Below are 20,498 nucleotides of genomic sequence, written 5' to 3' on the forward strand. Positions count from 1 at the left end.
CCTCAACACTGCCTAGCCCCATATAAAAGACCAGCGTCAGCCCTTCGTGAGCTAATGCATGCCAATCAATTGCGTGCTCATCATGGGCCAAGTGGCCGGTGACAAAATGAACGGCCTGGGCATGATCACGATGCGTGAGCGGTATTCCCGCATAAGCGGCGCAGCCTGATGCCGCCGTTATGCCTGGAATTACTTCTACCGCTATATTTTTCGCCATGAGTATTTCGAGTTCTTCACCGCCACGCCCAAAAATGAAAGGATCCCCTCCCTTAAGTCTAACGACTTGTTTACCCTCATTTGCCCACACGACTAATGTATGATTAATTTCATGCTGAGGAACGCTATGTAAAGAACGCTCCTTACCTACGTAAAAACGCTGCACACTAGTAGGGATGAGCGCCAGGATATCGTCACTCACCAGTCGGTCATATAGCACCACATCGGCTTGCTGTAACCGTTTATAGGCTTTTAAGGTTAATAATTCAGCATCACCTGGCCCTGCACCAACCAAACTGACAAAACCACTCATCATGCCTCCTGAAGAATCCCAACACTTTACTTAACACCACCAAGGTTAATAGAATAACAACAAAATATTTAACAAAAACACACTTAAACCCACAAAAGTAAATTAAAATAACATCAAACTTACATATAAGCCTCATTAGATAACAAACTATTGTCTTATATTCCAAAAGAGAATTAGTTAATTCATATTTATTATTGATAAGGTATCAATTTGTCAGCAATGGCTTACAACTCTATTACCTAAATAGCGCTAGTCTTCACAATCAACTTTTGGCATTCATATTGGAGCTTTATGCATGTCCGTGAATGACTACCCTAGGGCTTTGAGTGCTGACTGTCTCATTCCGCTTATACCCGGGGTCATTTTTCAGTTCTATCGCTCGCGCAATGGTCATATGCAGTTCCCTTACCTTGAGGGTGGTGGCGAGCTGCTTAAGCATATTGATCGTGTACAGCTGGCTAATGATGCGGGTGAACTACTTGAGCACTTAACAGGTAATGAGTACCCAAAAGTCATGTCTGCGATTGAGCGTTCGGCACGCTGGATGTTACCGCTAACCACTCGCTTCAAGCTTCCCCTGCCAAACGCCAAATCTCACTGGATCGCCGTATGTGGTAATCCTGAATTATCTGGCGACGGGGTACTTTGGACAGGCGTCATGATGGATATTACCGATCAAGTGATCGAAGAGCAGCGACTTCGCAAACTCTGCGATACCGATGTTCTCACCGGCCTGCCAAATCGACGTAAATTAATGGTGCATTTAGCCCATTTAACATCGATTAGTACGCGACACGGCACCCCCCTGTCTATCATGATGATTGATATTGATCATTTTAAATTGCTCAATGACCGTTGGGGACATCTACAGGGCGATGAAGTGCTTAAGCAGCTAGCAACGGAAATGAAAGCCCATTTACGATGTGAAGATATGGTAGCCCGCTTGGGTGGTGAAGAATTTATGGTAGTGTTGCCGCTTACACCGCTACAGCAATGCCATAAGCTTGCAGATCGATTACGCGAGGCCATTTCCAGGCACGATTTTGGAGTCGGCAAAGGTGAAGTCACACTCAGTATTGGCGTGGCCGAATATCGTTGCGGTGAACCCCTGACAAATCTTATAGAGCGCACCGATCAGGCACTTTATAGCGCTAAAGATGTAGGCCGAGATTGCGTTTTTCTTCTATCCTAGTCGATTTTTTAGGGAGTATGGTAATGGAAAAGCTCGCTCGTACGGCTTGTGAAGCCTGCAACAAACATATGCCGCCTCTCCAGGAAAATGAGCGAGAGGCCTATCTTAAACAGTTACCAGAGTGGCGGATTGTCGAACGCGATGGCATCATGAAGCTATCACGAAGCTTTTCGTTTCGTGACTTTGCCAGGGCGCTACTCTTTACCCAGCGTGTTGGCGAACTTGCTGAGCAGGCTGGGCACCACCCCGTCATTATCACTGAGTGGGGCAAAGCCACCGTGATGTGGTGGACCCATCAAATTAACGGCCTGCATCATAATGATTTCATTCTTGCCGCCAGAACCGACGAGGTAGCTAAGTAAATGTTTGAGCATATTGAGCGAGTCCCAGGAGATGCCATTCTCGGACTGATTGAAGCTTTCAAAAAAGACACCAATCCACAAAAAGTTGACCTGGGCGTAGGCGTTTACCGCGATTCAAACGGTAATACACCGGTCATGCGCGCGGTCAAAGAAGCCGAAGCTCGCCTGCTCAATAATGAAACCACCAAAACCTATATTGGCTCACACGGCGCGCCTGCCTACAGCGACGTCGTGCTGCCCATGGTATTGGGTGCCGACTCACCGGTATTGAACGCCAAGCGTGCCAGCGCTACCCAGTCACCGGGCGGAACAGGCGCTTTACGCTTAGCAGCAGACTTCATTGCCAGCCAGTTACCGGGCAAAGGCATTTGGGTAAGTGACCCGACCTGGCCGAACCACCACGGCATTTTCACTTCCGCCGGCATTGAACTGCATAAATACCCCTATGTAGATCCGGATAACCGTCTTGATTTCTCAGGCATGCTGGCTGCGCTGAAAAAGATTCCTGAAGGCGATGTAGTTGTACTGCATGCGTGCTGCCATAACCCGACCGGCTTTGATCTTTCCCAGGAGCAGTGGCAGGAAGTACTGGACGTTCTGCGTGAACGCAAACTGTTGCCGCTGATTGACTTCGCCTACCAGGGTTTTGGCGAGGGCCTGGACGAAGACGCTTACGGCGTACGTCTGCTGGCCGAAAAGCTGGATGAAGTGATTATCACCAGCTCCTGCTCCAAGAACTTCGGCATTTACTGCGAGCGTACGGGCTGCCTAATCACCGTGGCCAAAGACACAGAGCAGATGGAAAGCGTGCGCTCTCAGGTCGCTATTGTTGCCCGTGAGAACTACTCCAACCCACCTGCTCACGGCGGGGCCATCGTAAGCGAAATTTTAGGCGATGCAGAGCTCACGGCTATCTGGCGTGAAGAACTGACCGAAATGCGTGATCGCATTAATACGCTGCGTCGTGATTTCGTGGAAGCTTTAAAGCCTTACGGACTTGATCAGAAGTACGCTTGCGTTGCAGAGCAGCGTGGCATGTTCTCTTATACAGGCCTTACGCCTGAACAGGTAGATCGTCTGCGTGATGAGTTTGGTATTTACATGGTTCGTTCTGGCCGTGCCAACGTAGCGGGTTTCTCACATGAAAACCTGCCTTACCTTGCTAAAGCCATTGCGGCGGTTAACGACTAACCGTTAGCTTTATGCATGTTAAAACGCCTAGGCTATGCCTGGGCGTTTTTGTATCTTGGGAAGCGTTTTATTGTTGTGTACAATTGTCCGCTTGCCGCCAGAGCCTGGGGCGCCCGTGCGGCGTCCTATACAGCGCAATACCTGACCGATCAGTCAACCCTGAACCTTTTTAATGGTCAACCTAAGGATATTGCGTTGTGAACACTCAATTCAATGAGGCCTTCCATGGCGGCAGCCAGCACACGCTATCCCTGGTATAAAAAAGAAGATACCGATGCGTTCTTCGCACTTTTTCAGAACAATATCGCTAACTTTATTGTTATTGCGATCACCATGCTGGGTATGGGATTTCCCGCCTCAATTGTTTATGGCCAGGTACTGCCTGGTGCCGCCATCGCGGTGATGGTCGGCAACTTCTATTACGCCTGGAGCGCTGCGCGACTTGCGCGTAGAGAAAGCCGCACTGATGTTACCGCCCTTTCGTACGGGATCTCCACCCCGGTCATGTTTGTATTTTTGTTTGGCGTATTGCTGCCGGCCAAACAGCTGACCGGTGATACCGAGCTTGCCTGGAAAGTGGCGGTAGCCGCCTGCTTTATTAGCGGCGCCATTGAAGCGGCTATCAGCATTATTGGGCGTTGGGTTCAGTATCATCTGCCGCGCGCGGCCATGCTGGGCGCCGTTGCCGGGGTTGCGCTTACCTTTATTGCCGGTGAAATGCTGTTCAAGACTCTGGAAGTGCCGATTATTGGCCTTTTAGTACTAGCGATTATTATTGTTGGCCTCATCGCTCGTGTCAGCATGCCATTCAAGCTGCCCACCTCCCTGTTTGCCATTGTGGTTGGAACGGCGATGGCATATTTGATTGGTGACGCGGGTAGCGAACGCTTTAGTGATGCGTTTACCCACTTAGGTTTTTACCCACTGTTACCTAATATGGCTTGGTTTGAAGGCCTGGGCCTTTTATTTTCCGGCATGCTGGCGGTACTTACCGTTGTGCTTCCCATCACGCTGTATAATGCCATTGAAACCATGAATAACGTGGAAGCAATGGAGGCCGCAGGTGATAAATACGATGTCCGTGAATGCCAAGCAGTGGATGGTGTAGGCACAATGATCGGCGCGCTGTTTGGCGGGGTCTTCCCCACAACGGTTTACATCGCCACGGTAGGCGCTAAATGGATGGGTGCAGGGCGCGGTTACAGCCTGTTAAATGGCGCCGTTTACGCTCTTGCCACCATGACAGGCTTAATTGCCGCTTTGGCAGCGATCATTCCGGTTTCGGTGGTCGCCCCCATATTAGTGTTTGTAGGCATGTCGATGATCGCAACGGCGTTTCAAGCTAACGACACACGTTACTATCCGGCGGTGGCGCTCGCCATGCTACCCTACTTCGCCAACTACATCATGACGCGTTTTAATCGCGGTGCAGGTGAAGTTGTCAGCGATATTTCCAGCGCGATTGTGGTGATGGGGCAAGGCGCCATGTTCATGGCTATTTTACTGGGCGCCATGACCGTTTCTGTCATCGATCATCAATTCCGGCGCGCCGCCGTGTTTGCAGCCATTGCCTCAGGCTTTTCCTTTGTGGGCTTGATGCACGCCCCCAAACTCGCCTTTAATGCCGCACCTGACTTTATGCTGGGCTATCTAGCAATGGCACTCCTGTTTATGTACTTCTCGTTTCAGGAAGCGCCTCACAAACGCTAGCCGTTATATCCCGCCTGCCGGGATAATATACGCTGCAATACGGCCCATGCGGCCAGCCCTGCCAATAGATTACCCAGCGCCGCGCCAACGGCCAAGCCCAGCCAGCCAAACAGCTGCGCACCTATCCATAAACAGGGTAAATAGAAGGCAAACAGGCGCGCGCTGGAGAGCAGCATGGCGCGTAGCGGCCAGCCCAGCGCATTACCCGCCGAAACCACCAGCATGCATACCCCAAGAGCCGCATAGCTTGGTAGCAAAAACCGGATCAACAGGGTCAGTTCGCTCTGAACGTTCGGCGTGCCCGCCAGTACCATGGCAAGCCAGGGCGCGCACAGTGCAAGTAGCACACCAAGTGCCAGCTGCCAGGCAAGCGCTACTTTCAGCGCTAGACGCATTAGCTGTTGAATCTGTCCCCAATCACCGGCGCCATAGCAGCGGCCGAGCCAAGGCGGCAGCGACATGGTCATCGCCAGTATCACCATCAGCGAGAGCGTTTCCAGCCGGCTTGCCAGGCCCCATGCTGCTACTTGGGTATCCCCAAGACCAGCCACCACAGAAATGGTTAACATCCCCGCTAGAGGCGGCATCAGCTGGCTTATCATGGCCGGGGCGGCAATGCCGAGATAAGGCCGCCAGGAGCGCCCCGCTTCCTCCCAGAGCCCTACCCAGGCTACCCACTGCTTGCGAATCAGTTTCTGAGTGGTTATTAAAAGCCCCAGGGTAAAGGCAATGCAGGTAGCCCAGGCCGCACCCGGTAGCCCCCAGCCCTCCCAGGAGCCCACTCCAAAGATTAGCAGCGGGTCGAGCACCAGGTTGGCAACGCTGCTCAACACCATCATCTTGCCCGGCAGCCGTGTATTACCGTGCGCGCGAAATACGCTATACATGAAGTAAAGCAGCGCGCCGAGCCAGGCGGATAGAAGCTGCGGGGCCCAGTAGACGCGAATGTAGCCAAGCGCCGTGGTATCGGCACCCAGCTGGCGAAAAATAGGCACATGGAAAAACCACAAGCCTATACAGATGACGCCGATAATCGCCCCCCCAGCAATTAGCACCAGGCTGCTTAACCGCCTGGCGCTGGCATGTTCGTCAGCGCCTAGAGCACGTGAGATAAGCGCGGCAATGGCAATTCCCATGCCCACCTGGATGCCAATGATCAGAAACGAGAGCGGAAAGGTAAACGACTGCGCAGCCAAAGGAACGGTTCCCAAGCGGGCAACAAAGGCACTATCTACAAGCTGAAAACCCAATAACGCCAACACACCGATTGCCATCGGCCATGTCTGGCGCCATAAGGTTATGGCCAACTCGTGCTGCTGCAAGGTGTTGCTCAAGCTAGTCACTCCTTTTTGAACGGGGTGGTTATAAACAAAAACGCCACCGCCCGGCAAGGGCAGTGGCGTTTCAAGCTTTAAAATTTACTGACGGATGCCTTCAAACGTCACGTAAAGCTCCAGCTCATGCATCGGCTCGGGAAAATCGCTCATGTCGATTCCAAAATCGCTCAGCGTCAGCATTGTCTTACCTTCAAACCCGGCACGATAATTGCCCCACGGGTCATCGCCTTCACCAATCAGGGTAACCGGCATTTCGATTTCCTGGGTTTCACCATGCAGCGTCAAGTCACCGGTGAGAACACCTTCGTTATCGCCGGTTGATTCAAAACCGGTTGAGGTGAACGTGGCGGTGGGATACTCGCTCGCATTCAGGAAATCATCGCTCAGGATGTGGCGGTCACGCTCAGCATGGTTGGAATCCAGGCTGTCGACCTTTACTTCAAACTCGACGGATGAAGCGTCCAGGTCATCTTCATCGTAGGTGAACTGGCCATCAAACTCCTTGAAGCTGCCCAGCAGGTAAGACATGCCCAGGTGGCTGATTTTGAACTGGACAAACGCGTGCTGACCTTCAGTATCCACTTGATAGTCGGCCGCTTGCGCCTGACTCAGTGGGAATAGTAATGCAGCAGCAACGGCAGATGCACATGCAGTCTTTTTCAACATCATTAATATCTCCTGACTTTCCATAGTAGGCACTACGAATAGAGCGTGATCGCAGCGTTCAAAAAACTCGTTCTTTAAACTATTTCGGATTAAAAATCAAAGCGTTAGAAATTTCACATTTACATTTTTCTGGAACGATGCATAGGGTTAATCATGCGGAGCAGCGTATCGTGCTTATTAACCCAATGATGCTTAAAGGCGGCCAGCGCATGCCCGGCGGCCAGAATAACGAGCGCCAGCGCGCTATACCAATGGATATCACCGGCAATGCTGGCCTGGTTCGGTAACCCATGCACCAGAGCAGGTACATCGAACCATCCAAATACGCTGATACTGCGCCCGTTGGCCGTAGAGATCAGATAGCCGCTGCCCAGCACAAGCAGCAAAATCACATAAAGCGCAATATGCCCCACGTGTGCAGCCAGCTTTTCAAGACGGCTGCCTTCACCTGCTGGCGTCACCTGCACCAGACGCCAGACAATCCTCACCACGGTGACCAGCAGCAGCAAAACTCCAATTGAGCGATGCACCCAGGGGCCCAGGTTATACCAGCTGTCATAATAGCCAAGCCCAGTCATCCACCAGCCCAGCACAAACAGGCCAATAATTGCCAGAGCGCTCAGCCAGTGGAAAAAGATACTTACCGCCCCCCAGCGCATGCGTGAATTACGCCACATCGTTTTTATTCCTTATCAAGTAACCCATTACGCCTACAGGGGTACTGGCCAGCACATGCGATTAACATGAGAAAAATTGTGAATTTACCTGCAAAGCATACTGACAAGTAATAACCATTACTGCTGAAAAAAGCTGAATGCATCATTCGTAAAAACCACTGAATAACGGGCTAACGACTTTTATAGATAGCTTGCATCACTACTGGTTCGGAAGATTACAATCATTCTATAAAATAGCATGAATCAGGTATTTTAAATCAATTTTACTATTTGTTTTGCGCGCTTAATATTAGCGCATGTCCTAACACGACACGTCATTACGACTTAAAACTAAATGCATATTGTTACGAGAGAACAGCACTCATGAAAAACTTTACCTTTATCGCCGCGATCGCCATGGCTTTGACTTCGACCGCTGTTCTGGCTGAACAGGGCTCAGATGAGTTCAACCAAGTAGTTCACGCAAGTTCCTCCTTAAGCCACAGCGCCGACAGTCTGTCTATCACGCCAGCTGATCTGCCACTGGTAAATGGCGATGCAGCCAAGAACCGTGTTATCGCCCCAAGCTCTGAAGCGCACCACTCAGCCAGCAACAATGACCAGATTGCCCAGTCGGACCTGCCGCACCGCAACGCTTCCTGAAACCGGTAGCCGCTGTTTGAAAACAGCGGAAACTCAGATTTGATGAGCACTAAAAAACCCACCGCTAGGTGGGTTTTTCGTTAGCCATACCAATTGTTTGATTAACCAGCAGCTAAAGCATCCAGGCCTCGGGCCAAGTCTCGCTGAATATCCTGCTGGCTTTCTAAACCAACAGCGACGCGAATCAGCCCTGGTGAAATACCTGCAGCTTCTTTTTGCACATCGCTCAGACGGCCATGCGTGGTCGTTGCCGGATGGGTAATCGTGGTTTTGACATCCCCCAGATTGCCCGTAATTGAGAGCAGACGCGTGGCATCAATGACCTGCCAAGCACCCTCTTGCCCGTTAATCACCTCAAACCCCAATACGGCACCAAATCCTTTCTGCTGCTGTGTGGCAAGCGCATGCTGCGGATGGGCTTCAAGACCGCTGTAGAAAACCTTATTAACGGCCGGGTGCTGTTCCAACCAGCGCGCCAGTGTCAACGCATTTTCACAGTGAGCCTTCATACGCAAGGAAAGCGTCTCAAGACCCTTGGTAAAGATCCAGGCGTTGAACGGACTCATACACGGGCCACAAGTACGCACAACGCCAAAAATTTCTTCCAACAGGTCGTGCCTGCCCACTACGGCCCCGCCGATTGCCCTGCCCTGACCGTCCAGATACTTGGTAGCCGAGTGAATCACCAGATCGGCGCCCAATGCCAGTGGCTGTTGAAGTACGGGAGTCAAAAAACAGTTATCAATCGCCAACAGCGCATCGTGCTGCTTGGCAAGGGCGGCAAGCGCCTTGATATCGGCAATCTCAGAAAGCGGATTGGACGGTGTTTCAGCAAACAGTAGTCGCGTTTTGGGCGTGATGGCCGCGTCCCAGGCTTCAAGACTCGAAAGCTCCACGTAACGCGTGGTTATCCCGAACTTACCCAAGTACTTGTCGAACAGGCTGACGGTTGAGCCAAACAGCGAACGCGACGCCACGATTTCATCACCCGCCGACAAAAGAGCAAGCGCGGTGGAGAGAATCGCCGACATACCAGAGCTTGTCGCCACGCAGCGCTCGCCGCCTTCAAGGGCGGCTAGCCGCCGCTCGAAGGTATGCACGCTCGGGTTAGTAAAGCGCGAGTAAACGTTGCCCGGCTCCTTGCCACCAAACTTGCGCGCCGCCTCAGCGGCACTTTCATAAACAAAGCTTGAAGTGGGAAAGATCGGCTCCGAATGCTCCTGCTCAAAGGTACGATGGTGGCCTGAACGAATCGCCAGCGTCTCTAACGACCACTCATCCTGCGGGCTGTTATTCTGCATGGGCGTGTCCCTTAGTTTTTTATAAACGGGTTTCTATAAACGGGTTTTTATAAACATCGTGAAGCGTTTCGGCTCAATCTGAAAAAGCCCTAGCTAGGGCTTTTCAAAACCCATTAATCGTCGAGGTCATCATCCTGGTTATGCATATCTACCAGGGCGTGATTCCCCGCACTTTGATCTTTTGCCGAATCATTACGACTGGCTTCCAGCACCGCCAAGTAGGCCTCGTCGATATCCCCAGTGACATAGTTACCGTCAAACACTGAACAGTCGAAGGCTTCCATTTCGGGGTTCACTTCACGACAGGCATCTTTCAGATCTTCTAGATCCTGATAGAAGATGCGATCGGCGCCAATCAGCTCGCCCACTTCATCTTCAGTACGCCCATGAGCGATCAGCTCGATTGCTGCAGGCATATCGATGCCGTAGACGTTGGGATAACGCACAGGCGGCGCGGCGGAAGCAAAATAGACCTTACGCGCCCCCGCATCGCGTGCCATTTGAATGATCTGCTTACAGGTTGTGCCACGCACAATGGAGTCATCCACCAGCAGCACGTTCTTGCCTTTGAATTCAACGTCGATAGCGTTGAGTTTTTGGCGTACCGATTTCTTACGCTGGGTTTGGCCCGGCATGATAAACGTACGGCCAATGTAGCGGTTCTTCATAAAGCCTTCGCGGTACGTCACCCCAAGGTGCTGGGCCATTTCCAGCGCCGAGGTGCGCGACGTATCCGGAATCGGAATCACCACATCAATATCGTGATCCGGCCATTCGTTAAGAATGCGATCACCCAGCTTGCGACCCATCTGCATACGCGTGCCGTACACGTAGGCACCGTCCAAAATAGAGTCTGGACGTGCCAGATACACATGCTCGAAAATGCACGAGCGCAGCTGCGGCCGGTCAGCACAAACTTGGGTATGGAACTGGCCCTGCATATCCACAAAAATTGCTTCGCCGGGCGACAGATCACGCTCAAGTTCAAAGCCGCACACATCCAAGGCAACCGACTCAGAAGCAATCATGACATCTTGACCGGCATCCGTTTGGCGAGTACCAAAGACCACCGGGCGAATGCCGTGAGGATCACGAAACGCCACCATACCAAAACCATTAATGATCGCGACCGCCGCGTAGCCGCCTTTGCAGCGTCGGTGCACTCTACGTACCGCGTCAAAAATATCTTCCGCTTCCAGGTGCAACCCTTGCTTGCCTAGTTCATGGGCAAACACGTTAAGCAGCACTTCAGAATCGGAGCTGGTATTGATATGACGCAGGTCGGTCGAGAAAAGCTCCTGCTTCAACTGCTCGGAGTTGGTCAGGTTACCATTGTGCGCTAACGCAATGCCGTAAGGAGAGTTGACATAAAACGGCTGGGATTCCGCTTCGCTGGAAGAGCCAGCAGTAGGATAACGTACGTGACCAATGCCCAGATTACCTTTAAGGCGAGCCATATGGCGAGTGTGGAAGACATCGCGCACCAGCCCATTACTCTTGCGCAGTAGGAAGCGTCCCTCGCTCCAGGTCATCATGCCGGCAGCGTCCTGGCCGCGATGCTGAAGTACGGTCAGGGCATCGTAGATTCCCTGATTTACCGCCTGCTTGGCCAGAAGGCCTACTATACCGCACATTCAAGTTACCTCGCTTTAGTGCCATGGCTTGCTAAAACAAGCCCGTACGTTCTTGAAACTCGTTTTAAAACTTGCGTTTTAAGCGTTACTCAATAAAGCCTGGTTGCACCAGCCTTCATGATATCACTGGCTATCAATCGATTGCGGCGCGAACTCATTTCTCGAACGAATGTCCGGCAATGAAATATCCCGCAGAGACGCAGGGGCTTCGGGCAATTCACGCTCCCACTGATCCAATTGGCTAACCGCCCAATCGCGTAGCTCAACAAAGGTGGGACGTAATGACGCTTGCTGCCATGCTTGAAGTTCAGCAAAGGGCGTGAGCGTAATAAGTACCGTTGCCACTAATAAAATGACCGCACCACGGGCGACGCCAAAGACAGCACCGGCAAAACGGTTCAAAAGCCCCATACCCGCCCAGACAATAGCGGCGTGCACCAACCGAATCACAATCCCGCAAAGCAAAATAACCGCAAAAATGATGAGTGCAAACGCCAATACAAGCCGGGCATCAAAGCTTTCAATAAAGCCCGCCATGAATTCAGCCAGCGGCTCGGCTAGTACGCGGGCCACCATCAAGGCGACAATCCAGGCTCCCAGGCCGAGTGCCTCTCTCACAAAGCCACGTACAAACCCGGCCAACATTGAAAGCGCAAGCACGGCCAGGAAAACAGCATCTATCCACGTTAATGCCATTATTTAGTCTCTTACTCGTACTAGCAGGCCCTGTACATTGGCCCGCTGCTTGATCAACGCCATTGCCGACTCGCCATCTTCAGATGAGGCATAAGGCCCCACCAAGACGGTCGTCAGATTATTGTCTCGCTGACGCTGAAAAACGCTAAACCCTTCGCTTGAAAGCTGATTACCCAGGCGTTCAGCATTGCTTGCATCACCAAAGCTACCTACCTGCACGGCCCACTCGCCCTGCTGTGTTGAAGCAGGGGCTGATGCAGAATCGCTGCTGCTTTGACTGCTACTCGACGAGCTATTGGCCGCTACCAGGTCAGCAATAGGATCGTTCTGCGCTGCTGTATTAGTGGCAGGGCTTGGCTCTTGCGTCGCTGTGGCTGCCTGACTTGGCGGATCAACTTGATTCGTTTGAGGCAATGAAGGGGATGCGTTGATCGGCGCATCAAGTTCATCGTTACTCGCCACATTGGTGGAAGGCTGTGCATTAATCGTGGCCGGCATTTGCGGGGCTGCCACATCGCGCCGTGCTGTTTCAATCGGCTGCTCAATAATGAAGGTAGGCTGCGGGCGCTCCTCGCGAGGTGCCGGGTCACTCATCAACCAGGGCACAAAAATCGCCAGCAGCGCAAGCAGGATCACAATACCGCTGATGCGTTCTGTTTTACCGTATTTCATCTTCATCTCCCTTGAGCGAGACTAGCCTAAAGAGCTACTAAGCCTGTGGCAGGGGCTTAGCTAGCAGGGCTGCGACGGTGAAAAAGGAACCAGTTGCCAAAATACGATCTTGAGCGTTAAGCAATGGGGCTAAATAATCCACTCCGGCTTCAGGCGAGTCTGCGCAATGATGTACGCGCCCTCCCTGAGCGGTAATACGTTCAGCCAACTCAGCAGCCGGTCGGCCCCGCTCACCTTCAAGCGTTACACAGACCCAGTCAGAAATACGCGGCGCCAGGGCGGCAATCACCCCATCGGCGTCCTTATCATTTAGCATGCCAATTAATGCCCACTGCCGGCCACCTTCCGGCGTTGCTGGCAAGCGATCCGCCAGATAGGCAGCCGCATGGGGATTATGGCCTACATCCAGACACCACTGCCCTATCCATTGCATACGGCCCGGCAGTTGCACGCTAGCCAGAGCAGCCTGCGTGGCTTTCGGGATTAGCGTAAGTCCCGTCATTGCCAACGCTTGCAGCGCGGTTGCCGCGTTATCAATGGGTAGGCCAGGATCGGGAAGTGCATCAATAGAAATCGTCTCCCCCGAGGCTGTCAATCCATGCCAGCACCACGGCTTACGGCCTTCTTTATCAGCACTGTGGCTAAACGCCAAGCCTAGCCGATATACCGGCGCGGCCAGTGCAATAGCGGTCTCCGCAACGCTGCTGGGTAACGACTGACTGCCTAGCACCGCTGGGCGAAGAGGCCGGAAAACACCCGCTTTTTCAAGCCCGATTTGCGAAATATCGGTGCCTAGAAAATTCGCATGATCCTGAGCGATAGTGGTAACGACGGCCACGTCAGCATCAATAATATTGACGGCATCCAGCCGACCACCCAGACCCACTTCAAGTACGGCCAGATCAAGGTTGGCGTTCGCCAGGCACCAAAGCGCGCAGAGAGTGCCCGCTTCAAAATAGGTAAGGCTTATTTCAGGCGCCTGCAGGCGCGCCTGTTCAACGCGCTCAAAGCCATCGACCAAGAGCGCGTCTTCCACCTCTTGGCCATCGATGCGCACGCGCTCGTTATAACGCAATAAATGGGGGGAAGAATAGGCACCAACACGCTGCCCGTGGGCTCGGGCAACGGCATCCATGATGGCAAGGGTCGAACCCTTACCATTGGTACCTGCCACAATCACAACGCGCTCAGCGATAGGGTTGCCAAGCAACCCCATGCGCTTTGCAACGTGTGATACGCGCTCAAGCCCTAAATCGATCCCTAAAGGATGCAGGGTCTCTAAGTGATGCAGCCACTCTGCTAAGGATTTAGGCATTGCGGTGTGATTCATGGCTCTTATCGGTCGTCTCTGTGCTGGTGTCGTTATGAAGTGCTTCCGCCTCATCAGCGATATGGGCTTCATCAACCAGCGGTTCGGCGACGGTTACTTCTTCTGCCAACTCCTCGGTGATTGAAAGCGCATCGTGATGGGTCAGTTTACGCAACATACCGCCCACACGAGATCGCATTTCATGGCGATGCACGATCATATCCACCGTACCGTGCTCAAGCAGGAATTCGCTACGCTGGAAACCCTCAGGCAACGTTTCGCGTACGGTCTGCTCGATAACCCGAGGGCCAGCGAAACCAATCAGCGCATTGGGTTCAGCGATATTCAAGTCGCCCAGCATCGCCAGTGACGCAGACACGCCACCAAAAACAGGGTCTGTGAGCACTGAAATATACGGCACACCCGCTTGCTTAAGCTTCTCAAGTGCCGCCGAGGTTTTCGCCATCTGCATTAGAGAGAACAGTGCTTCCTGCATACGCGCGCCACCTGACGCGGCAAAGCAGACCAGCGGAATGCGCTCTTCAAGCGCAAGCGTCGCCGCGCGGACAAACTTTTCGCCGACCACAGCCCCCATCGAGCCGCCCATAAAGGTAAACTCAAAGGCAACGGCAACGACCGGCAGGCCGTCTAGATTGCCACGCATGGAGACCAGCGCATCTTTTTCGCCAGTCTCTTTTTGCGCCGCCGTAAAACGGTCTTTGTACTTTTTGGAGTCGCGGAACTTAAGACGATCATTGGGCTCAAGCTCTGCCGCAATTTCTTCACGCCCTTCTTTATCCAAGAACCAGTCCAAGCGTTTGCGTGCGGTTAGCCGCAAGTGATGGTCACATTTAGGACATACACTGTTGTGTTTCTCTAACTCAGGAAGATAGAGAACGGCTTCACACTTGGGACATTTACGCCAGAGGCCGTCGGGCACGCTAGCGCGACGGTCTTTACGCTGGATACGCCCCATGGAGGGCACTATCTTGTCTAACCAGCTCATATCAGAAAGTCTTCCGTTTACGTCAATGCCTGGCAACGCCAAGCTTGATGAGTGTCGTCAATCGATTCAGTGTAGACGATGAGGGGCAGCGTTAGGCGTCCATCGCGGTGCGCATTTCTGCTAACACACTTCTAAGCTGACCGGCGATAATTTCAGGCGTTTCTACATTTTCGGCAATACGATTAACCAGGGCGCTACCGACAATCACCCCATCAGCCACCTTGGCGACTTCAGCCGCCGTAACACCGTCGCGGATACCGAAGCCCACACAAAGCGGCAGATCGGTCATATCACGCAGCGGCTTTAAATGCTCAGCGACATCGTTTGCATTTAACGTTGCCGCACCGGTGACGCCTTTCAGCGAAACATAATAAAGGTACCCTTCACCGTGAGCGCATATTGTAGCGGCTCGCGCATGGGAAGTGGTAGGCGCGACAAGGAAAATCGCAGCTAAATTACGTACTTTTAATAGCGGACCAAGTTCATCAGCCTCTTCAGGCGGCATATCAACGACCAATACGCCATCAACCCCTACTGCCGCCGCCTTATCGGCAAAGGTTTCGTAGCCAATCCGCTCAATCGGATTCAAGTACCCCATGAGCACAACCGGCGTTTTAGTATCGACCTGACGAAACTCAGCAACCATATCCAGCAGGTCAATTAAACGTGTGCCGTGTTTCAAGGCGCGCTCACAAGCCTTTTGAATAACCGGGCCATCTGCCATTGGATCTGAAAACGGTACGCCAAGCTCAATAATATCGGCACCCGCCTCAACAAGCGCATGCATAAAGCCAACGGTGTACTGCGGGGCCGGGTCGCCTGCCGTAATATACGGAATCAGAGCTTTACGGCTCTGCTGCTTGAGTTCACTGAAGCGTTGATCGATACGGTTCATGCTTGTCCTTAAAACGGTTCTTAAAAACTGTTCTTAAAAACGGTCCTTAAAAGCTGCTCTTAAAATTCGATGCCATCAATCTTGGCCACGGTCATGATGTCTTTATCACCACGACCAGAAAGATTGACCACAATGTGCTGATCAGGAGGCATCGTTGGCGCCAACACCTTGGCATGAGCAAGCGCATGAGCGGATTCCAACGCAGGCATAATGCCTTCCATCTGCGTCAGCTCGCGAAACGCTTCCAACACTTCCTTATCGTTTGCCGCTACGTAATTAACCCGGCCAACATCTTTCCAAAGCGAGTGTTCAGGGCCAACACCTGGATAATCAAGGCCCGCTGAGATCGAATGGGTATCCGACACCTGCCCCGCCTCATCGGACATCAGATATGTGCGGTTACCGTGGAGCACGCCACGCGGCGCATTGGTCGAGAGCGGGGCTGCATGGCGGCCGGTTTCAATGCCGTCGCCGCCGGCTTCCACACCGTACATCGCAACACCGTCATCCTCGACGAACGGATAAAACAGACCGATCGCATTGGAACCGCCACCAACACACGCTATCAATGCATCCGGCAGGCGGCCGATCTGCTCAAGCGACTGGCGCCGCGCTTCACGTCCGACAACCGCATTAAAGTCACGCACCAGCTGCGGATAAGGGTGAGGGCCTGCTACCGTACCGATAATGTAAAACGTATTATCGACATTCGTTACCCAGTCGCGCAGCGCTTCGTTCATGGCATCTTTCAGGGTGCGCGTACCTGACTCTACCGGGATTACTCGCGCGCCTAATAAGCGCATCCGATAGACATTGAGTTTTTGGCGCTGTACGTCTTCAGCGCCCATATACACGTCGCACTCAAGGCCCAACCGCGCAGCAACCGTTGCCGTCGCCACGCCGTGCTGACCCGCACCGGTTTCAGCAATTACCCGAGGCTTACCGGTTTTTTTGGCCAACAGTGCCTGACCAATCGTATTGTTCACCTTGTGAGCGCCCGTATGGTTTAAGTCTTCACGCTTTAACCAAATTTGTGCCCCGCCCAGAGACTCTGACCAGCGCTTGGCATGGTAGAGCGGTGACGGGCGTCCGACATAATGGGCAAGATCATAATCAAACTCGGCCTGGAAAGCGGGATCGTCACGCAGACTTAAGTATGTCTTTTCCAGGTCTTCCAAGGCAAAGCTCAGAGTTTCTGATACAAACCGGCCACCATAAGGACCAAAATGGCCACGGGCGTCGGGCATTCGGGTTAGGTCGCTGAACCGGGTTTCGGAAACGGTTTCAGAAGCGGTTTTAGAATCACCAGTTGCTGAGCCAGTTACGGAGCCAGTTCTTGAGATAGTCACAGAGATACCTCACGAGATTGCCAGACAAGGCAAACATTGAATAAACATAGGACGCAGCTAAATGAAGCAAGCTGCGCAGTGAGCTTAACGCGCGTCGGCGAACGCGACCTGACTGACAAACGACACCATTTTATCAACGTCCTTACAACCGTGTGTCAGCTCAATTCCACCAGATACATCAACGGCATAAGGCGCTACCTGTTGAACGGCCGAAGCAATATTTTCAACCGTTAACCCACCGGCGAGGATAACAGGTTTTGCAAGTTCTGCGGGGATTCTCGCCCAATCAAACGTCTCGCCCGTGCCGCCAGGAATGCCCGGACGATAAGCATCAAGAAGCAGTGCCTGCGCTTGATGATAGTCAGCCGCCGCTTTCGCCAGATCGACACTCTCATGCATGCGCAGGGCCTTTATCCAAGGGCGACCAAACTGAGCACAAAACTCGGGAGACTCATTGCCGTGGAACTGAATCAGATCCAGGTACGGCAAACACTGTTCAATCAACTCAATAGGTTGGTCAACAAATAGCCCAACCCGGGTAACAAACGCTGGCACATCGGCAGAAAGGACTGCCAACTGCTCAACGGTGATACTGCGCGCACTTTTAGGCCACATAACAAAGCCCAGCGCGTCCACTCCCGATCTGACCGCTTGCGCGATATCTTCACGGCGGGTGAGCCCACAAAACTTGATTCGCGTGCGCATTGGGCTAAGTATCTTCATCGAGCGCCTCCTGTGCCGGGTCAGGCGTTTTCTTGGCAAAGCTAAGTTTACGCCGCGCCGCAATCCTGGGGTTGTCAGGTAGTTCACGCTCGCCGGTCCATTCACCGGTAAACGCGAGCAGATTAGGCCCTACCGGCTCCATCGGCAGTTCAAAACGCTCGTCGTAGATCGAGTCAACGAAATGCAGCCCGCACGCAGGTGCTGTTACATCTCCTTTCTTACGATCCTTAAGCGCCAACAAACGTTCAATATACTGATCATCTTGCGCGCCACGCCCCACGCTAATCAGCGCTCCGGCGATATTGCGAATCATATGATGCAAAAACGCATTGCCCTGAATATCAATCACCACCAATGGGCCGTAACGCTTCACATCGATAAAATGCATCTGCCGCCATGGTGTCTTAGATTGGCAGCCCGCTGCACGAAAGCTTGAGAAGTCATGCTCGCCAACGAGCGCTTGCGCGGCACGATGCATGGCGTCCGCATCCAACGGATCACGGCACCACGTTACGTTGGTACGCTCAAGAACGGGGCGGCTGATCTGGTTAAGCACTAAATAGCGATAGCGTCTGCCAAGCGCCCCCAAGCGTGAATGAAAGTCGTCCGATACCGGCTTTACCCAGCGCACGGCTACATCGCGCGGCAGGTTTGTATTGACGCCAAAAATCCAGGCTTTCTCAGTGCGCTCGGCGGGGGGGTCGAAGTGAATCACCTGGCGCGTCGCGTGAACACCCGAATCAGTACGCCCGCTGGCATGAATCTGGACCGGCGCACTCGCCACCTTCGTCAGGGCATCTTCTACAGCCGCTTGCACAGAAGCAGCATGCTTTAGGCGTTGGAAGCCGCAAAAGCGTGAGCCATCGTACTCAATGCCCATCGCCAAGCGGCCTTTTAGCGGTTGTGTTTCATCAAAGTGGTAGAACAGCGTCATCAAGCCACGTCATTAAATTTGAAAGGTCAGCTATTATCCCGGCCTCGAGGCTTGAATGCTACCTCTTCAATCTCCCACTGCGTCTCTGAAGGGGCCAGAGGCTTTGCTGCAAGGGGTACAGCTAAACCGGCCGCCTGACTTCTCGCCACGCTGGTGAAGAATGCGTCTTGCTTATGATCGACCATTTCGCCACCGGCCTGCATGCTGTTTTCTTCAGAACCAGAAGATGACGGAGACGCGGCCTTCTCAGAAGCCACATCGGTGGGCCGAAACACTGTCGGCTCAGCCAATGTTGCGCCTTCTATGTATTGCTTATCATCATTCGGCAGCACTTTGCGACGCTTAAAAAACCATCCAAGCCCTACTACTAATAGTAGTAGGCCTATCAGCAGCAAGCCTAGGCCCCAGATGGGCAACCACTGAGCGCGCTCCAGCCGGGCCAGCAAACCGCCAGTGTTCTGCACATTACGGTCGAGCGCCCCCTCCGTGGCAGTGCCCGTACTGGAGGCTTGCGGGGTGGATAAGGCAGCTTGAGCCGCCGCTATGTCGTCTTGAAGCAAACCAATGCCATGACGCAGCTCATTAAGCTCAATATGGAGCTGCTCGCGGTCTTGCTGAGCTTCTAGTAGGCTCGTTTGGCTTTGCGCCAACTGCTCGCTAAGTTTGGCGATGGCACTGTTTTGCTCGACTTGCCACTCACTGAAACCTGCGCCATTGGAAGTAGCGCCCTCAGATGAGGCTACTATGAGGGGCTTATCCAGCTGGTTACCCTCGCCTACCGGCGTAGGCGGTGCTTCAAACTCGGGCAAGGCTACTGGCGCAGAAGTAGGTGCATGTCGCCCCTCATTCACCATTGCGCGGACGGTCTGAGCGGCAGCACCAGATGAACGGCTTAGTGCCAGATCTACACTGGGCACAGACAACGCCTGCCCCGCACGCAAACTATTGATATTACCGGCAGGAAAAATATCCGAGTTGACCTCGACCAAGGCCAGCATCATCTGCTGAATACTGACCTCACTTGGCTTGCTACGCTCGGCGATACGCCACAGCGTATCCCCCGGCAACACATCAAGCATGGCAACCGCACTGCTCTGGGTCGCTGGGCTTGAAACTGTCGGAGAGTAGCCCACGGGATCGAATAACAGAGTAACAGTACGGTTAAGCTGTCCTTCTGGAGAGTCAAGCGTGAGCAACAAATCCAGCCAGGGAGCGGTAACCGGCTGCTGAGAGCTCAATACAATGTGCCGACTGCCCTCTCGCTCTTCAAGCGCAGCACTCACCGGTTGAATGGATGGGATCCACTCAAGCCCTGCGGCAGAAAACGCATCTTCATTGGCAAGCTGCACATGTAACTCGTTTAGCGGATAGGCGCCAGAATCAAGCAGCGGCAAAGAAGCACTTAGAGGGCTTTCCAGAGGTGATGAAACAGAGGCCGGACCTAGCTCAATGGCAAATGCAAATGAGCTTAGCGACGTCAGCGTCAGCCATGCAGCGGCGTTTAGGGCAGCTCGAGTGTTTGAAGTTTTTTTTGGCACGATACCCAACCAATTCTTGATTTATCAATGCACAGCGCTGTGCAGCCCCTAAAACAATAACCAAGTATACTTAACATAATTAAGCAATAAACGCTTGTACCTATTTGACCTAATGTATTTATATCTTATAAATGA

The 20,498-nt window shown here is 52.9% G+C and carries 20 protein-coding genes; 5 read left to right on the top strand and 15 right to left on the bottom strand.

The features are described 5' to 3' along the window. On the bottom strand, positions 1–529 hold a 529-nt coding region (gene cobA / locus ACT3XD_RS17440), incomplete at its 3' end, for a uroporphyrinogen-III C-methyltransferase (RefSeq protein WP_444280622.1). A gap of 295 nt (positions 530–824) precedes the next feature. Here cobA and ACT3XD_RS17445 point away from each other — a divergent pair. The 4 genes from ACT3XD_RS17445 to ACT3XD_RS17460 all read left to right on the top strand — a co-directional run bounded on the left by ACT3XD_RS17445 (position 825) and on the right by ACT3XD_RS17460 (position 4,984). Beyond that, positions 825–1,721, top strand: coding sequence for a GGDEF domain-containing protein (locus ACT3XD_RS17445; RefSeq protein ID WP_192539477.1), 897 nt, complete (start codon positions 825–827; stop codon positions 1,719–1,721). Between the two features lie 23 nt (positions 1,722–1,744). Continuing rightward, positions 1,745–2,083: a 4a-hydroxytetrahydrobiopterin dehydratase gene (locus tag ACT3XD_RS17450; protein WP_192539478.1), complete on the top strand. Its 339-nt coding sequence runs from the start codon at positions 1,745–1,747 to the stop codon at positions 2,081–2,083. Beyond that, positions 2,084–3,274, top strand: a complete 1,191-nt coding sequence (locus ACT3XD_RS17455) for an amino acid aminotransferase (RefSeq protein WP_192539479.1) — start codon at positions 2,084–2,086, stop codon at positions 3,272–3,274. It abuts the gene before it with no gap. 225 nt (positions 3,275–3,499) lie between these two features. After that, positions 3,500–4,984, top strand: coding sequence for an NCS2 family permease (locus ACT3XD_RS17460; protein ID WP_192539480.1), 1,485 nt, complete (start codon positions 3,500–3,502; stop codon positions 4,982–4,984). Here ACT3XD_RS17460 and ACT3XD_RS17465 read toward each other — a convergent pair. The 3 genes from ACT3XD_RS17465 to ACT3XD_RS17475 form a co-directional block, all read right to left on the bottom strand. Continuing rightward, positions 4,981–6,258: an MATE family efflux transporter gene (locus tag ACT3XD_RS17465; RefSeq protein WP_412767951.1), complete on the bottom strand. Its 1,278-nt coding sequence runs from the start codon at positions 6,256–6,258 to the stop codon at positions 4,981–4,983. The genes ACT3XD_RS17460 and ACT3XD_RS17465 overlap by 4 nt on opposite strands. A gap of 144 nt (positions 6,259–6,402) precedes the next feature. Further along, positions 6,403–6,987 (bottom strand): YceI family protein, encoded by a 585-nt coding sequence (locus tag ACT3XD_RS17470; protein WP_192539494.1) that lies wholly within the window; start codon positions 6,985–6,987, stop codon positions 6,403–6,405. Positions 6,988–7,106: 119 nt separating this feature from the next. Further along, positions 7,107–7,664, bottom strand: a complete 558-nt coding sequence (locus ACT3XD_RS17475; protein ID WP_192539482.1) for a cytochrome b — start codon at positions 7,662–7,664, stop codon at positions 7,107–7,109. A gap of 363 nt (positions 7,665–8,027) precedes the next feature. Here ACT3XD_RS17475 and ACT3XD_RS17480 point away from each other — a divergent pair, with 363 nt between their 5' ends. Continuing rightward, on the top strand, positions 8,028–8,306 hold the full coding sequence (locus ACT3XD_RS17480; RefSeq protein ID WP_192539483.1) for a hypothetical protein: 279 nt from the start codon (positions 8,028–8,030) through the stop codon (positions 8,304–8,306). 101 nt (positions 8,307–8,407) lie between these two features. Here the strand turns inward: ACT3XD_RS17480 and ACT3XD_RS17485 are convergent, their stop codons facing one another. From ACT3XD_RS17485 to ACT3XD_RS17535, 11 genes are all read right to left on the bottom strand, one after another. Beyond that, positions 8,408–9,607 (bottom strand): O-succinylhomoserine sulfhydrylase, encoded by a 1,200-nt coding sequence (locus ACT3XD_RS17485; RefSeq protein WP_192539484.1) that lies wholly within the window; start codon positions 9,605–9,607, stop codon positions 8,408–8,410. Positions 9,608–9,720: 113 nt separating this feature from the next. Next, on the bottom strand, positions 9,721–11,241 hold the full coding sequence (purF, locus tag ACT3XD_RS17490) for an amidophosphoribosyltransferase (RefSeq protein WP_192539485.1): 1,521 nt from the start codon (positions 11,239–11,241) through the stop codon (positions 9,721–9,723). 123 nt (positions 11,242–11,364) lie between these two features. Next, positions 11,365–11,937, bottom strand: coding sequence for a CvpA family protein (locus ACT3XD_RS17495; RefSeq protein ID WP_192539486.1), 573 nt, complete (start codon positions 11,935–11,937; stop codon positions 11,365–11,367). 3 nt (positions 11,938–11,940) lie between these two features. Continuing rightward, a complete protein-coding gene (locus tag ACT3XD_RS17500; RefSeq protein WP_192539487.1) occupies positions 11,941–12,609 on the bottom strand; it encodes an SPOR domain-containing protein in 669 nt (222 codons plus the stop codon). A gap of 37 nt (positions 12,610–12,646) precedes the next feature. After that, a complete protein-coding gene (folC, locus tag ACT3XD_RS17505) occupies positions 12,647–13,939 on the bottom strand; it encodes a bifunctional tetrahydrofolate synthase/dihydrofolate synthase (RefSeq protein ID WP_225736304.1) in 1,293 nt (430 codons plus the stop codon). Continuing rightward, positions 13,917–14,924 (bottom strand): acetyl-CoA carboxylase, carboxyltransferase subunit beta, encoded by a 1,008-nt coding sequence (gene accD, locus ACT3XD_RS17510; RefSeq protein ID WP_192539488.1) that lies wholly within the window; start codon positions 14,922–14,924, stop codon positions 13,917–13,919. The genes folC and accD overlap by 23 nt, the downstream gene beginning before the upstream one ends. A gap of 91 nt (positions 14,925–15,015) precedes the next feature. Then, positions 15,016–15,819: a tryptophan synthase subunit alpha gene (trpA, locus tag ACT3XD_RS17515; protein WP_192539489.1), complete on the bottom strand. Its 804-nt coding sequence runs from the start codon at positions 15,817–15,819 to the stop codon at positions 15,016–15,018. Between the two features lie 59 nt (positions 15,820–15,878). Beyond that, positions 15,879–17,066, bottom strand: coding sequence for a tryptophan synthase subunit beta (trpB, locus tag ACT3XD_RS17520; protein WP_192539490.1), 1,188 nt, complete (start codon positions 17,064–17,066; stop codon positions 15,879–15,881). Between the two features lie 186 nt (positions 17,067–17,252). Next, a complete protein-coding gene (locus ACT3XD_RS17525; RefSeq protein ID WP_192539491.1) occupies positions 17,253–17,891 on the bottom strand; it encodes a phosphoribosylanthranilate isomerase in 639 nt (212 codons plus the stop codon). Next, positions 17,878–18,825: a tRNA pseudouridine(38-40) synthase TruA gene (gene truA, locus ACT3XD_RS17530; protein ID WP_192539492.1), complete on the bottom strand. Its 948-nt coding sequence runs from the start codon at positions 18,823–18,825 to the stop codon at positions 17,878–17,880. The genes ACT3XD_RS17525 and truA overlap by 14 nt, the downstream gene beginning before the upstream one ends. Before the next feature lie 26 nt (positions 18,826–18,851). Next, positions 18,852–20,363 (bottom strand): type IV pilus assembly protein FimV, encoded by a 1,512-nt coding sequence (locus ACT3XD_RS17535; RefSeq protein ID WP_192539493.1) that lies wholly within the window; start codon positions 20,361–20,363, stop codon positions 18,852–18,854. Between the last annotated feature and the right edge of the window lie 135 nt (positions 20,364–20,498).

It is taken from the genome of Halomonas sp. AOP7-B1-5 (genome assembly GCF_052353045.1).
Classification (GTDB): Bacteria; Pseudomonadota; Gammaproteobacteria; order Pseudomonadales; family Halomonadaceae; genus Vreelandella; species Vreelandella colorata.